We start from the raw sequence: 14,107 nt of genomic DNA, 5'->3' as shown, positions 1-14,107 counted from the left end.
CTCCCGGTTTTCGAACGGTTGGTAGCGCGTAAATTCTGACGCACTCTGCACTGAGAAGTGCACGCGGTCCTCATCGTCGAATAACAAGGAATTCACACGAGAAAGGAGATAGAAGACTTTACCCGTCATCTTCGGTTACCTTCTACCCATGACTTCGACCTCCGACTCACACAGGGAACTCCACACCCGAGTTCGCCAACAGGAGGTCGTTGCTGAACTCGGAAAGCAAGCGCTCGAGACCGACAACCTCGATCAGTTGCTGCACGACGCCTCGGCTGCCGTCGCCGAGACGGTAGACGCCGAGTACGCGACGGTTCTCGAGTTGCTTCCCGACGGTGACGAAGCCGTTCTCAGACAGGGGGTCGGATGGGACGACGAACTGATCGGATCGGAAACGGTGGTTGTGGATCAGGACTCCCAAGCGGGCACCGCGCTGCTCACCGAACACCCGATTATCGTCGACGATCTGCGGACCGAAGAGCGATTCTCCGACTGCGAGTTGCTCGCCGAACACGGGGTCATCAGCGGTATCACCGTGCTTATCGGCTCGGTCGAAGATCCGTGGGGGCTCCTGGAAACCTACACGACGGAGCGATGCGAGTTCACGGAGCACGACGCCAACTTCGTACAGAGCGTTGCGAACATCCTCGCGGCGGCGATCGAGAACGAACAGGCACAGCGCGACCTCGAAGAGATCTACGGCCGCATCTCGGACGCCTTCCTCGCACTCAACGAGGACTGGGAGTTCACGTATCTCAACGAGCGTGCACACGAGTTGATCAATCCGGGGAACCGGGAACTGGTCGGAAAGACGGTCTGGGACGAGTTTCCCGAAGCGGTCACCCAGGATTTCAGACCGAAGTACGAGCGAGCGATGTACGAACAGGAGTCCCTCTCGTTCGAGGAGTACTATCCGGAGCCGCTCGACAGCTGGTTCGAGGTGCGGGCCTATCCCTCGACGACGGGACTCTCGGTGTACTTCCAGGACGTCACCGACCGAAAGGAGCGCGAACGAGAACTCGAACTGTTTCGGACCCTCCTCGACCACTCCAACGACAGCGTACTGGTAATCGAATCGGATACGGGAGGGGTCCTGGACGCCAACGAGACGGCCTGCCGTCGGCTCGGATACGACCGGGACGAACTGCTCGAGTTATCGGTCCTCGACATCGAGCGGCGGTTTGCCGACATCGCGGAGTGGCGATCCCACGTCGAGGACGTGGAAACGGAGGGCGCAGTGACGATCATCGGCGAACACGAACGAAAGGACGGATCGACCTACCCCGCGGAGGTCAACGTCGCTCACGTCGAACTGAATCAGGAGTATATGATCGCAATCGCTCGCGATATTACCGAGCGACAGCGGCGCGAACGGGATCTGGAGGAGTCGAACGAGCGACTCGAACAGTTCGCGTACGCGGCCTCCCACGACCTGCAGGAGCCGCTCCGAATGGTCTCCAGCTACCTCAAACTCATCGAGAGCCGCTACGCGGACGCGCTCGACGAGGACGGCGAGGAGTTCCTCGAGTTCGCCATCGACGGCGCGGATCGAATGCGCGACATGATCGACGGACTCCTCCAGTACTCCCGCGTGGAAACGCAGGGCGATCCGTTCGAACCGGTCGATCTCGAGGACGTCCTCGAAGACGTCCTCGAAGACTTACACCTCCAGATCGAGGAGACGAACGCCAGAATCACGACCGAGGAACTGCCCCGCGTACGGGGTGACGTCAGCCAGTTGCGGCAGGTCTTCCAGAACCTGCTGAGTAACGCGATCGCGTACAGCGGTGACGAGCCGCCTCGCGTTTACATTTCGGCCGAACGAAACGGCGAAAAATGGGTCATCTCGGTTCGCGACGAGGGTCTCGGAATCGATCCCGAAGATCAAGATCACGTTTTCGAGGTCTTCCAGCGACTCCACACCCGTACCGACCATCAGGGAACGGGCATCGGCCTCGCACTCAGCCGGCGGATCGTCGAGCGCCACGGCGGCGAGATCCGGGTCGACTCCGAACCGGGCGAGGGCTCGACGTTCTCGTTTACGCTTTCGCCGTCGCGTGATCGATAACGGTCGATACCGCCGTCCGCTTCGGCGCGTTCGCCGACGCAGGACCCGCCAAACCGCGGAGAATATTCTGACTCGAGCGGCGAATCGCCGATCGAAACCCGATTGGACGAGTTCTACGGTACTCACTCGTCAGTCGAGGCTATCGGTCGCCAGTCAAACGGTCTCGAGGACCCTTACTTCGACGGACGGTTCGGAGCGTCTTCCACAGTTCCTGCTCGCTCACGATGTCCACTGCACAGGTTGTGATACCGCCTTCAAATCCAGGATCGCAATTGCTGTCTCGAGTCGTTCGTTCGCAGTAAAATACACCGTCTGGGATTTGAACCACGCGAAGACGGTCCTGCTCGCTCATTTCATTCGCTGCGCAGGCTGCGACTTCTCTACTTCAAATCCCTTCCGTGCGCGCTTCGCTCACTCGCAAAACTCGTTCGCAGTAAAATGCTCCGTCTGGGATTTGAACCCAGGTCATCGGCTCGAAAGGCCGAAATGATTGGCCGGACTACACCAACGGAGCGGAACGCATTCTCTGCTTGCCGAGGCCTAGTAAAAAACGTTCCGTTCCACGGCCGTAGTGACACGCTCTGACGCACTGACCAGTCACGATCGATACTAGTCGATCTACACCGCTATTCGTCGCTCTCGAGCCTCGAGAATCCGTCCTCGAGTCCGAACGGGTCCGTAATCACCGGAGTGACGTCCGTCGCGTCGATCGGATCCGAACGCTCGAGGACGGGTGCGGCCGGACCGCGAGGCCGTAGTAGCCGAACGCCGACCCGTCGACGCGCCCGTGAGAGCCACAGACCTTCGTCGCGTCGAGATCGATTCCGCGGCCCGCCTCGCCGGACTCCTCGAGCACGGCGTCGACCCCCCGACCGCACTGAGAGTGTCGCCGACGCCTGTCAACACCTCGTCGGCGTAGACGTTCGCGATCTGGTGGTCGGCCGTGGCGAACGTCGCCGTCCGCGAGAGGTCGACGCCGCTTTCGTCGTCTGGACGTCGGCCACGCCGCGGTCTACGGCGAAGACGTCGTCGACAGCATCCGTCGGAGCGCTGGTTCGATCACCGGGATCCACCCGGAGGACACCGTCGGCGGTCGGCGGGAAGCACTCCCATCGGATTCCGGGCGAGGGCGACCTCGACGTCGGGACGATCTTCGACGCGCTCGACGGGATCGGGTACGACGGCTTCGCGGCGCTCGAACTGTACGCCTCCGACGAACCCGACCGCGCGGCTCGGAAGGCCGACGAGGCACTCGAGACCTACATCTGATCGTCGTCGGACGTGAATCCCGCCGCCACCTCAATCCTTTTGCCCCCGGAATGCGAGCCATCGGCTATGAAATCCGTCAGGTTCCGCGACCCCGCGGGTGCCGTCCGTCGCGGCGAGTTCGAGAGCGGCCACGTCCACTTCGCGAACGAGAGTTACGCGCTCGAGGACGAGAAGATCGACGTTCTCCCGCCCTGCGAGCCCTCGAAGATCGTCTGTATCGGCCGCAACTACGCGGACCACGCCGACGAGATGGGGTCGGACGTTCCGGACCGGCCGCTGCTCTTTCTGAAGCCGCCGAACGCGCTCGCGGCCCACGGCGACACCGTCACGGCCCCGGCCGGCAAGGAGCGCATCGACTACGAGGCCGAACTCGGCGTCGTCGTCGGCGAACAGTGCCGCCACGTTCCGGAGGCGGACGCGATGGACGTCGTGGAGGGCTTTACGTGCGTCAACGACATTTCGAACCGCGACGACCAGCGTCAGGAGCAGAACTGGATCCGCGGGAAGGCGTTCGACGGTGCGGCGCCGATCGGTCCCGTGCTCGCGACGCCCGACGAGGTCCCGGACGACGCGGCCGTCCAGTCGCGCGTCAACGGCGAGACGAAACAGGACGGCTCGCTCGACCAGCTCATCTTCTCGATCCCGGAACTGATCGCCGAGATCACGACCTACCTCACCCTCGAGCCCGGCGACGTGATCGCGACCGGGACGCCGGAGGGCGTGGGTCCCCTCGAGGACGACGACACCGTCGAGATCGAGGTCGAGGGCGTCGGCACGCTCGAGCACTCGATCAGACTTCCCTGACCGGCGCGAACAATATCAACGCTTTTCGACCTCGTCATCCAAGGAGTGTCTATGACCGTTCAGTACGGTGCCGTAAGCGTCGACTGGCTCGGCTACGCGACCGTCCGCCTCGAGGGCGAGACGGGCGCGGTCGTTTATGTGGACCCCGGCCGGTACGGGGTTCTCGACGACTACGACGCCCGCGACGGTGATCTGGTCCTGGTGAGTCACGACGACCACTACGACCCGGAGGGTATCCGTCGGGTCGCCGGCGAGGACGCGATCGTCGTCGTCCACGAGTCGATCGACGCCGACGAGATCGATCGGGTCGACGAACAGCCCGAGGACCTCCCCTACGAGGTCGAACGCGTCCGCGCGGACGAGTCGTTCGTCCTCGGACCGCTCGACCTGTTCACGACGCCGGCGTACAACGAACCCGACGGGCCGTACACCGACGAGGACGGGACGCCCTACCACCTCGAGGGCGAGGGCTGCGGGTTCGGCGTCACTATCGACGGCGTCACCGCGTTCTGGCCCGGCGACACGGACGCCTTCCCGTTCCACGAGGACTTGGCAGTCGACGTCTTCCTCCCGCCGATCGGCGGCGCGTTCACGATGGATCGCCGCGACGCGGCGGCGCTCGCCGAGGCGACGGATCCCGGGCTCGTATTGCCGATCCACTACGACACGTTCGAGGCGCTCGAGACCGACGCGGAGGCGTTCGTCGTCGACGTCGCGACGCGGGGCGTGCCGGTCGTCCTCGACGACAATTAATTCCCCCCACTATACATTTTTTCACTGACCTGAGTTCGAGGATTTCCACGAGTATATACGTCATCTCGCGTATTTTCTGACGACGACCGTGGTACACATTCGATATCATATACGCGTCGGCTGGATCGAAGCGCCGGCCGACGTCTCGTCGACCGGTGACGGCTCTCGCTTCGCAGGTGTGTGAGATGGCAGGAAAGACCGCCCTCGAGGAGGAGTCGGCCGCGGAAGAACTCACGTATCCGGCCGCGGACTGGCGCGGCTTCTTTCGAGAGCACTTCGGGCCGTCGATGCTCTGGGCGCTCATCGGCATCGGCGTCAGTCACATCGTGCTCGCTCCGACGCTGGGCGCGACGTTCGGCCTGTTCGCCATCTGGGTGTTCGGGTTGATCTACCTCGCCAAGTACGGCGCCTGGGAGCTGGGAATCAGATACAACTACGGGACGGGTAAGAACCCGGTTCAGGGCTACCGCGATCTCCCAGGGCCGAAAAACTGGGCGCTGTGGCTGTCGGTACTGGTCTTTACCGTGATGTACACCGCGATCACGGCCGCCGCAGGTATGAGTACGGCGGCGCTCGTCGCCGCACTCACCGGTCTCGAGACGCCGATCGCGTTCGTCCTGCTCATCGGACTCGCCGGCGCTCTCGTGATGTTTTCCCAGTACAGTCTGCTCGAGAAGGTGCTGATCGGCTTCACCGTCGTGCTCGGCGTGTTGTTGTTCCTCGGCGTCGTCGTCGGCCCGCCGGAGCCGGGGACGGCGACCGCGATGGCGTTTACCGTTCCGGATCTCACGGGACCGGTGTTCGTCGGCCTGTTCGCCGCGGCGGCCGGCTTCGCGCCGTCCGGGTTCAGCACCACGGTTCTCGTCGGGAGTTGGAGTACGGCCAAGGGTGACGGGGCGAACGAACTCCGCGAGAAGGGGCTGGATCCGCGAGATCCAGCCTACCACGACTACATTCGGGCGTGGATCGCGACCGGGCGACGGGACTTCAACATCGGCTACGCGTTCAGCTTCGTGCTGATCGCCGCTATGGTCGTCCTCGCGTCGAACGTGCTCTACCCGAACCCGCCGGAAGACGCTAACTTCGCGCTCGCGATCGGTGACATCCTGGGCGACTCGTTCGGCGAGTGGTCCTTCTACGCGATGCTGATCGGCGGCTTCGCCGCGCTGTACTCGACGGTGATTACGCTGCTCGACGGCGCGTCGCGAGCGACTGCCGACATCCTGCCGATGGCCCTCGAGAACGAGGAGATGGACGGCGAGCCGATCCGGAAGGCCGTCGTGGTCGGGGTCGTCCTCGTGAGCAGCGTCACGGTCCTTTCGCTCGGGAACGTCCCGGTGACCCTCGTGCTGTTCGTCGCCGCGATTCTCGCGGTGACGGAGATTTTCTTCTATCCCGCCAACTGGTACATCGTCGAGAACGAACTCCCCGAACCGTTCCGGCCGTCCCGGCGGTGGCACGCCTACTACGCGGTCAGTCTCGTCTTCGTGGCCATCTTCGGGGTCATGGGAGCGGCGGTCCGCCTCGGGTTCATCTGACCGGCCCGTTTTTCGGACCTAATCGTCGACCGAGTTGGCGTTCCGACAGCTCCAAAGCGTTACTGTCGCTGCCGTCTTGGGCTCGAGTATGCGCAGTGATCGTCGCGGGGGCCGCGACCGCGGTCAGGGGGTCCTGTACTGCTCGCACTGCGGCGAGTCGCTCGAGCCGTCGATGAACTACTGTCCGTCGTGCGGTCGTCCGAGCGGTGGCGAGTCATCGAATTCGAGAGCGACCGGCATCGGGGTCTCGGGTCCGAGCGCCGGCACGGCGGGGACTCGACCGGCACTCGAGCGCCGCGTCGCGACCGCGATGGGAGACGGCTGGGAACTCGAGCACGACTTCGGCGACCACGTGGTCATGGTTCGACGGACGGTCGGCGGCGTCAACGACCACCTCGTCGTCGCGGCGCTGACGATCTGGTGGACGATGGGCTTCGGCAACGCGTTCTACGGCCTCTACCGGTACGTCGGCGACGCCGAGCGCCTGGTGTTGCGGGGCGACCGGGTCAGCGACGAACCGAAGACATCGAGGTCGCGGTGGGATACGGTGAGCCGACTCGGTGCCGTCGGCTGCCTGGCGACGGCGCTCGCCCTCGCGGGGCTGGCGGTCGTCTACTCGGCCGCCGCGGTCGCACCAGTTCTCGTCGCACTCGCAGTCGGGTTCGCCACCGTCGGAATCGGCGCGCTTCCGTCGGTTCGGCGACGCCTCGGTGCGCGCCGGTCGGTGACGGCGAACGGGTACACGCGCTCGGTCGACGAGCGCTCGGTCGTCGCGTACGACCGGCCGTGTGCGGCCTGCGCCGATCCCGTCGGTCGCGGCCTCGAACGAACCTACCGGAAGGCGCTTTGCGTCCTCGGGATTCCGCTGACGATCTCTGAGGGACGCAACTACTACTGCCGGCGGTGTGCGAACGCCGAGACGACGCGATCAACGGCAACGAACCGGACGACCGACAGATCGGAGTCGGTCGACGAAGATCCGGTTTCGATAGAGCGAGGAGCTGAACCCGGTCGCTAACGATCTCGCTATCTTCCGTCGGTCGCGAGTGTCTCCCGTTCGAGGACAGTGCGTTTTTCCCGAATACGGTTTCTTTCTCGCTCGACGACGAACCGACGGGTATGGGCAGCGGAACCCTCGAGAACGCCCTCTTCGACGAGGCGACGAACGAGGCGGTCCGGGCGTCGCTTCCGGATCCTGCGATCCGGTTCTTCGAACTGGTCACGCACCTCGGAGACGGCGCAGCGCTACTGCTCGTCGTCGCCCTCGTGTACTGGTTCGGCTCGCCGAGAAGACAGCGAACGCGCGGGCTCGTCCTGGCGATCGCGCTCGTCGCCCTGGCGGTCTCGGCCGGACTCAAGGGGAGCATCGACGCCGCTCGTCCCGAGGTCTCGTTCGCCCACGCGGCGTACAGTCCCTACAGTTTCCCGAGCGGTCACGCGCTCGGTTCCGCGGCGGTGTACGGCGCGGTCGCGGTCTACGGACGAATCGGCGCTCGAGGCTTCCGGTACGCCGTCACGGGGACGATCATCGCGCTCGTCGCGCTCTCGCGAGTCGTCATCGGGGCGCACTTTCTCGGCGACGTCCTCGCGGGCGTCGCCCTCGGCCTCGGAATCGTGGTGCTCGTCTATTACCTCGATCCCGAGCCCGGGCCCCTGTTTCTCCTCGCCGGCGCGATCGCGATCGCCTCCTTCGCGTTCGGGTCGACCCACTACACGACGCTGACGACCGGCGCCGCGATCGGCGCGACTCTCGCCTGGCAGTACGCCGGTCGCCGTCGGTGGGCTCCCAGCGGGGCGTCGCTGCTCGTTCTCGGGGCGGTCTGCCTGCCGGCGCTGGCGGCGCTCCGGGTGCTGACCGCGGGCTGGGACGTCCACTGGATCGGCGACGTGCTCGGCTACGCGGCGATCGTGGGATTCGTCGTGCTGGTACCGGCTGCCGGGGAGCGGCTCAACGATCGGCCGGTCGTCGTACGACTGCAGTCGTGGCTCCCGTTCGTCGGGCGTACGGTCGATCCCGACCAGTTGTCAGGGTCTCGCGAGTAATCGCGGAAGAACAGGTGCGTAAACGAGACCTTCTCGTTCGGGTACTCCGGCGTCAGCTTCCAGAACCTCGGTTCGGAACGGCTTTACAGGACACCCATCTCGTCCAGGCGCTCCGGAAGATACGTATCCGTCACGAAGTCGAGCCCGCGGGCGGCCAGCGACTGCTGTTCGGATTTCTTTTCGATCTCGAGTTGCAGTTCGATCTGTTCCTCCCAGTAGTCCGTCTGGAAACGCGGGTCCTCGAGTTCGCTCTCGAGGGCGTTGATGTCCGAATCCGAGAGCGGGTCGGTCGGCAGTTCGTACTCGACGATGTCGGCGGGCTGGATGCCGATATACTGCGCTTCGGGCGTTGCGAGGTACTCCGAGAGGTGAGCCGACTTGATCGAGCCGTAGGCGATCGAGCCGTAGATGCGGTACGACCACGGGTCACCGTCGGCGAAGACCGTGACCGGAAGATCGAGTTCGTCGTGGAGGCGCTTGGTGATCCGCCGGGTCGCCCGTGCGGGCTGTCCCTTGAGGTGGACGATCAGGGCGTTGTACTCCTCGTCGAAGCCGTTCTCGACGAGGCGATCCCGCATACCGCCGGTCTCCACGGCGAGGATAAAGTCGGCGTCGTTGTCGAGGAACTCGATCGTGTCCGGGTTGTTCGGGATCTGGTAGCCGCCCTCGCCGACGTCCTTCTGGCAGTGGATCTCGCGCTCGCCGCGGCGGGTCTGTTCGCGGAGGCGGAGCGGTCCCATGATCGTCGCCCCCGACTCCTCCGGGCGCATGTGGAAGTCCTCGCGGGTGACCTCGGAGACGATCTCCAGGTCCTCGATCAGGCCGTTGGATTCGTCCTGGTCGTTGAACTGGGCCTCCTCGTTGTCCCAGCTCTCCGAGAGGTAGTAGAGTTCACGCAGCGTCGACGAGCGGTCCTCCTCGAGCTGATTCGCCAGAAACTCGATCGTGTAGACGGCCTTCAGGAGCTTCCGGGCGCCGCGGACGGAGTTCGCCGAGCGGGTCGACTTCCGATCGCCGTACACCCAGACGTCCATCTCCTCGTCGTACTCGATGTTGTTCTTCGTCCGCGTCGGCACGGACATGTGGGGAATCTCGCCCAGTTCGAACTGGTCGTAGAACTGCGCTGCGAGATCGAGCAGCTGTTCTTTCGCCTGCTGGTCGTTGTCTGCACTCATTGATCTGTTACGGTGAGTTTCGCGCTTTCGACGCCCTTTACGTCGAGATCGAACGACGCGTCGTCGTCGACCTCGTACTCGAGGACGGCCTCGTCCTCGCTCGAGACCTCGGGTTCCCACTTGACGAACCACTCGCCGTCCATCTCGACGGCGGTCGCGCCGTCGGAGAGGTTTCGTGGCTCAGAGGTCACGATGTCGGTGACCTCGAGGGATTCGTTCGTGCTCGAGTGGTTCTCGACGACGAGCGAGACGCCCTGGCCGTCGCCGTTCGCCTCCGTCTGGCGCTCGACGAGCACGTTGTTCATGATGCGAGCGATCGCGTCGTCGATGTCGGGTTCGTCCCGGCCCGTCACTTCGGCGACCTTCTCGGCCATCTCCGGGAGGATCGTCCCGAGGACGTTCTGTTTCTTCCGGCGCTTCTCCATCGAGCGGCGCTTGTTGAGGTAGCCCTTCAGTTCGCGTGCGGCCTCGCGGATCGCGAGTTCGATCTCGTCTTCGATCTCGGGAACGTTCGCGACGGCGTCCTTGGACTCGCTCGTGAAGGGGACGTTCGTCGAGGCGACGTGGACCATGATCACGGCGGGGCCGTTCGGCAGGCCGGAGCCGCCGGGCTGGTCGAGTCCGTAGTTGCGCCAGCCGATCGACTTGACCACGTCGGTCGTGGCACACGCGCCGCGCTGGTAGACCAGGGGGACGCGGTTCGCGAACCGAAGGACGTCCGCACTGCCTTCCGCTCCGATCTCGCCGCCGTAGGCGATGCCGGCCTCGACGATGAACGGATCGCCGGAGTGGACCTCCGCGTCGCGGGTCGCCGCGGCGTAGAAGTCCGCGTCGAACTCCTTCTCGAGGCCGGCCCGGATGAGATCGTCGGTGATCGGGGAGAGACACCGGGTCGGCGGCGCCATGATGTCCGTCGCACGCATTCCGTCGACGAGGTCGCTCGTGGCGTCGCGGTCCCCCTCGAGTTCCCGGACGAGCGGCGGGTCGTCGGGAACGGTCGTCATGACGTCCCAGACGGCGTTCGTCACGTTTTCGCGGGCGGTATCGCCGAAGGAGACGTCGTCGTACTCCTCGGTGAGGTCCGCGGCCCGGTCGACGTGCTCGCGGAGTCGCCGTCGGGTGAGTCGGTGCCGGTCGTCCTCCTCGTCCTCGAACTTGGCCGCCAGCCGGCCGGCGAAGGCGTGGATCACCTCGTCGTCCTTCCGGGTGCTCGTCGCCGCGTCCGCGAGTTCGTAGCAGTCGGTCACGAGCCGCGACTCCTCGACCGCGCTCTCGTCCGGTTCGGCCGCGTCTTCGGGTGCGTCGATCAGCGCGCTCCAGACGGCGTCGACGGCGTGTTCCTGAACCGTCTCGCCGAACGCGGTCCCGTGCTCGTCCTCGGCGCGGTCGGCGGCGGTCTCGACGATGTCGACCAGTTCGTGGTGAGCGATCCGGTCGTGATCGTCGACGGAATCGGCGATAGCGTCGGCGAACGAAGCCGTCGCCTCGGCACCTTTGTTCGCGGTCGCGTCAGATACCGCGGCCTGCAGATCGATGTTCTCCGCGGCCGCGGGCGGCTGCCAGCGCATCTCGCGGCCGTAGTGGCGGTCGCGGAAGGCGTCGATGACCGAGTCGGCGGTCTTCTTCCCGACGCGGGTGAACTCCTCCTGCAGGAAGCCGGAGACGGTCTGGGAGTCCGTCGCCGCCAGCATCTTGATCACGGTCCCGAGTTCGACCCCGTGGGGATGGGGACGAATCTCCTCGGTCTCCTCCGGAAGCTGGTCGGTCGCCCGCTCGAACTTGAAGTGGGCGCTCGGCTCGCGCAACTCGAGTCGCGCGTGGGGGTTGACGACCGCCGTGTGCTTGATGTAGTCGTGGAGCTGCTGGCGGGCGCGCATGTTCCCCTCCATCTCGAGTTCGATGCGGGTCCCGTGCGGACGGTCCCAGTTCGTGGTCTCCTCGACGCTGATCTCGGGCTCGTTCTCGTCGGTGTCGACGATGAGTTCGAAGTACTCGGCTTCGCTCGAGCCCTGGGTTCGACTGGTGATCTTTGCAGGTTTCCCGCTGGTCAGCTGGGAGTAGAGGACGGCCGCAGAGATACCGATCCCCTGCTGTCCGCGGGACTGCTCGCGGGCGTGAAAGCGCGAACCGTAGAGGAGTTTCCCGAAGACCTTCGGGAGCGATTCTTTCGTGAGTCCCGGACCGTTGTCCTCGACGATCAGGCGGTAGTAGTCGCCCGACTCCTGAATCTCGACGTAGATATCCGGGAGAATGCCCGACTCCTCGGCGGCGTCCAGCGCGTTGTCGACGGCCTCCTTGACGGCCGTGACGAGGCCCCGGGCACCGCTGTCGAAGCCGAGCATGTGCTTGTTCTTCTCGAAGAACTCGGCGATGGAGATCGCTTGCTGGCTCTCCGCCAGCTCCTCGGCGATCTCCGACTCCTCACCGAGTGTCGACTGGAACGACGTCATCGTTTCCCCATACTAACGGCGGGGGTAAAAGGTGTGTGCTACCGCAGTGAAAGTAAACTACTGCGGGTCGTTCTCCTCGTCAGCGTCCTCCGGTCTCGGAACGGACTCCCGACCCTCGATCGACGGCCAGTGCCAGGCGTCGGCGCGAACGACGCCCAAGAGGTTCTTCCGGCGCTTCGTCAGATCCTCGAGTGCGTCCTCGAACTCGTCGTCGTCGACGGTCGGAATCTCCTCCTCGCGGAGCCGGTCGAGATCCGGCGGCGGCGGCACCTCGTCGGACGGATCGATGAACGCGGTTTCGAGCGTGTCGAGGTAGCTGTCCGTGCTCGACCGGGCGTTCTCGACCAGCGCTGGATTGAGCTGGGCGTCTTCCTCGACGCCGTAGCGAAAGAGCGTCAGGGCTTCGTCGAAGATCGGGACGGCCATCGCCGAGGCGCGTTTGGCGCGTTCGCTGTGATAGTAGTGGAGGATCGGGTAGGCTTTGTGTTGATCCGCGAGGTGAGAGAGGTCCGAGGCGAGCGATTCCACGGGCAGGTCGAGGCCGCGAAACTCCTCGTCGGTCCAGCCGGCCCGGACGAACGCTTCGCTTCGCTCGCCGAGGCCGGTGACGCTGTTCGCGAACGCTCGCTTGTCCGAGACGGCGCCGAGAACCGTAAGCACGTAGGAGACCCCAAGCGTGATGAACGCCATTCCGGTGGCGGTCGTGAACGAACTCACGATCTCCCAGACGCTCCCCACCGGCGTGTAATCGCCGTTCCCGTTCGTGAACATCGTGTAGGCGACGTAGTAGAACCGGCCCGACCAGTCGGCGGCCTCCCCGGTCTGCGTGCTGATGAGGGCCGTTTCGTCGCCGGCGAAGAGGGAGGTCCAGCCGATCCAGAGCAGCGCGATCCACATCGCGAGCGTGAGCGCGAGAATGAGCGGACCGGCGACGCTCAGCGCTTTCGGATGGTCGCCGCTCACGATTCGGAGCCCGCGCCAGATTCCCGTCGTCAATCGACCCGAGAGCGGCCCGGACCCCCCGTCGACCCAGAGGGTCGTCCAGATGATGTCGACGATCACGGCCACCAGCACGACGATCCCGATCGCGAGATACAGCGGTCGCATTTTCTCGTGGTACGCGTCCCAGCCCCGTCAACGATACCCCGGTCACTGCGTGGGATTTTCGGTCGATCCGCGAACCGACCGTCGACGGACCGCGACGGTACGTTCATGTAATTCGTTCGCGAGTCGATGCGTATGCGCGAGTTTGCGTTCACGGTCGTCTACGAGCGCGGCGCGGACCACCTGATGGACGTCTTCATCGAGCATCCGAGACTGTACGCCCAGACGGTCTCCTGTCACGCGAGCGAAGACACGATGTGGCGGGTGGACGAGGTAACCGGGCCCCGAGACGCGCTCGAGGCGTACGACGAGCGACTCGACGGGATCGAGCGCTGCTCGAGTATTCGAGGGATGGGGGGCTGTCACGTCGACTGGACGTGCGAAACGCTCGCGAAACGCCCGACGAGCCGACTCATCTACTCGCGCCAGTCGGAAGGCGACGGCTGTCGGTCGATCCCGTATCTCGCGGCGAAACACCTCGGTGACGGCGTGCTGTGCAGGGCCGAACAGCACGGGAGTGAGTACCGGTGGCGACTCCTCGCCGAGGACGACACGGCGATGAGCGCGATCTACGACGAACTCGAGCGGAATCTTCGCGACGGACTCGAGCTCGCGTTCGAGCGCATCAGTCGGCCGGTCGAGTGGGACGCCGATCGCGTAACGGGTTCCGATCTCCCCTACGAGCAACGCGAGGCGCTCGAACTCGCCGTCGAACACGGCTACTACGACGCGCCGCGGCGGCTGTCCCTCCAGGAGATTGCCGACGCGGAGGGCATCCCGACGTCGACCCTCCAGTACCGACTGACCCGGGCCGAAGCGTGGCTTGCCAGGAGTTTCCTCTCGAACACGAAGAGAACACCGACGACGGGACCGGTGCCGACCGGAGACGACGATTAGCGGAGC

Annotated in this window: 11 protein-coding genes, 1 tRNA gene and 1 pseudogene; 8 read left to right on the top strand and 5 right to left on the bottom strand. The window is 64.9% G+C overall.

The window, feature by feature from the left end:
- The first annotated feature begins 148 nt into the window (after positions 1-148).
- Positions 149-2,068, top strand: coding sequence for an ATP-binding protein (locus NED97_RS10170; RefSeq protein WP_252486938.1), 1,920 nt, complete (start codon positions 149-151; stop codon positions 2,066-2,068).
- 439 nt (positions 2,069-2,507) lie between these two features.
- Here NED97_RS10170 and NED97_RS10165 read toward each other — a convergent pair.
- Both NED97_RS10165 and NED97_RS10160 read right to left on the bottom strand, forming a co-directional pair.
- A tRNA-Glu gene (locus NED97_RS10165) sits at positions 2,508-2,582 on the bottom strand.
- 168 nt (positions 2,583-2,750) lie between these two features.
- Positions 2,751-2,924 (bottom strand): hypothetical protein, encoded by a 174-nt coding sequence (locus NED97_RS10160; protein ID WP_252486937.1) that lies wholly within the window; start codon positions 2,922-2,924, stop codon positions 2,751-2,753.
- A 133-nt stretch (positions 2,925-3,057) separates the two neighbouring features.
- Between NED97_RS10160 and NED97_RS10155 the strand changes: the two are divergent.
- The 6 genes and pseudogenes from NED97_RS10155 to NED97_RS10130 form a co-directional block, all read left to right on the top strand.
- Positions 3,058-3,337, top strand: a pseudogene (locus tag NED97_RS10155) (sugar phosphate isomerase/epimerase family protein); the annotation flags it as partial.
- 66 nt (positions 3,338-3,403) lie between these two features.
- Entirely contained in the window at positions 3,404-4,141 is a 738-nt protein-coding gene (locus tag NED97_RS10150; protein WP_252486935.1) for a fumarylacetoacetate hydrolase family protein, read from the top strand.
- A 51-nt stretch (positions 4,142-4,192) separates the two neighbouring features.
- Entirely contained in the window at positions 4,193-4,894 is a 702-nt protein-coding gene (locus NED97_RS10145; protein WP_252486934.1) for an MBL fold metallo-hydrolase, read from the top strand.
- Positions 4,895-5,079: 185 nt separating this feature from the next.
- Positions 5,080-6,432, top strand: coding sequence for an Nramp family divalent metal transporter (locus NED97_RS10140; protein WP_252486933.1), 1,353 nt, complete (start codon positions 5,080-5,082; stop codon positions 6,430-6,432).
- Between the two features lie 88 nt (positions 6,433-6,520).
- Entirely contained in the window at positions 6,521-7,450 is a 930-nt protein-coding gene (locus NED97_RS10135; protein ID WP_252486932.1) for a zinc-ribbon domain-containing protein, read from the top strand.
- 101 nt (positions 7,451-7,551) lie between these two features.
- Positions 7,552-8,475: a phosphatase PAP2 family protein gene (locus NED97_RS10130; RefSeq protein ID WP_252486931.1), complete on the top strand. Its 924-nt coding sequence runs from the start codon at positions 7,552-7,554 to the stop codon at positions 8,473-8,475.
- An 83-nt stretch (positions 8,476-8,558) separates the two neighbouring features.
- Here NED97_RS10130 and NED97_RS10125 read toward each other — a convergent pair whose 3' ends face one another.
- From NED97_RS10125 to NED97_RS10115, 3 genes are read right to left on the bottom strand one after another with little or no spacing between them, the layout of a single operon-like run.
- The gene (locus NED97_RS10125; protein WP_252486930.1) at positions 8,559-9,650 is read right to left on the bottom strand and encodes a DNA topoisomerase IV subunit A; all 1,092 of its coding nucleotides are present in this window, start codon (positions 9,648-9,650) and stop codon (positions 8,559-8,561) included.
- Positions 9,647-12,100: a DNA topoisomerase VI subunit B gene (locus NED97_RS10120; protein ID WP_252486929.1), complete on the bottom strand. Its 2,454-nt coding sequence runs from the start codon at positions 12,098-12,100 to the stop codon at positions 9,647-9,649. Before NED97_RS10120 ends, NED97_RS10125 begins: the two co-directional genes overlap by 4 nt.
- Positions 12,101-12,157: 57 nt before the next feature.
- Positions 12,158-13,207, bottom strand: coding sequence for a potassium channel family protein (locus NED97_RS10115; protein ID WP_252486928.1), 1,050 nt, complete (start codon positions 13,205-13,207; stop codon positions 12,158-12,160).
- 132 nt (positions 13,208-13,339) lie between these two features.
- Here NED97_RS10115 and NED97_RS10110 point away from each other — a divergent pair, with 132 nt between their 5' ends.
- A complete protein-coding gene (locus NED97_RS10110; protein WP_252486927.1) occupies positions 13,340-14,101 on the top strand; it encodes a helix-turn-helix domain-containing protein in 762 nt (253 codons plus the stop codon).
- The last annotated feature ends 6 nt before the right edge of the window (positions 14,102-14,107 follow it).

The organism is Natronococcus sp. CG52 (assembly GCF_023913515.1).
GTDB classification, from domain to species: Archaea; Halobacteriota; Halobacteria; order Halobacteriales; family Natrialbaceae; genus Natronococcus; species Natronococcus zhouii.
The sequence above is the reverse complement of the archived record's forward strand: the minus strand, read 5'-3'. Positions and strand labels throughout refer to the sequence as shown.

What these genes read in the sequence shown, in the direction of transcription:
- NED97_RS10170 (WP_252486938.1), top strand. Translation starts at nt 149, where the DNA reads ATGACTTCGACCTCCGACTCACACAGGGAACTCCACACCCGAGTTCGC.
- NED97_RS10150 (WP_252486935.1), top strand. Translation starts at nt 3,404, where the DNA reads ATGAAATCCGTCAGGTTCCGCGACCCCGCGGGTGCCGTCCGTCGCGGC.
- NED97_RS10145 (WP_252486934.1), top strand. Translation starts at nt 4,193, where the DNA reads ATGACCGTTCAGTACGGTGCCGTAAGCGTCGACTGGCTCGGCTACGCG.
- NED97_RS10140 (WP_252486933.1), top strand. Translation starts at nt 5,080, where the DNA reads ATGGCAGGAAAGACCGCCCTCGAGGAGGAGTCGGCCGCGGAAGAACTC.
- NED97_RS10135 (WP_252486932.1), top strand. Translation starts at nt 6,521, where the DNA reads ATGCGCAGTGATCGTCGCGGGGGCCGCGACCGCGGTCAGGGGGTCCTG.
- NED97_RS10130 (WP_252486931.1), top strand. Translation starts at nt 7,552, where the DNA reads ATGGGCAGCGGAACCCTCGAGAACGCCCTCTTCGACGAGGCGACGAAC.
- NED97_RS10125 (WP_252486930.1), bottom strand. Translation starts at nt 9,650, where the DNA reads ATGAGTGCAGACAACGACCAGCAGGCGAAAGAACAGCTGCTCGATCTC.
- NED97_RS10120 (WP_252486929.1), bottom strand. Translation starts at nt 12,100, where the DNA reads ATGACGTCGTTCCAGTCGACACTCGGTGAGGAGTCGGAGATCGCCGAG.
- NED97_RS10115 (WP_252486928.1), bottom strand. Translation starts at nt 13,207, where the DNA reads ATGCGACCGCTGTATCTCGCGATCGGGATCGTCGTGCTGGTGGCCGTG.
- NED97_RS10110 (WP_252486927.1), top strand. Translation starts at nt 13,340, where the DNA reads ATGCGCGAGTTTGCGTTCACGGTCGTCTACGAGCGCGGCGCGGACCAC.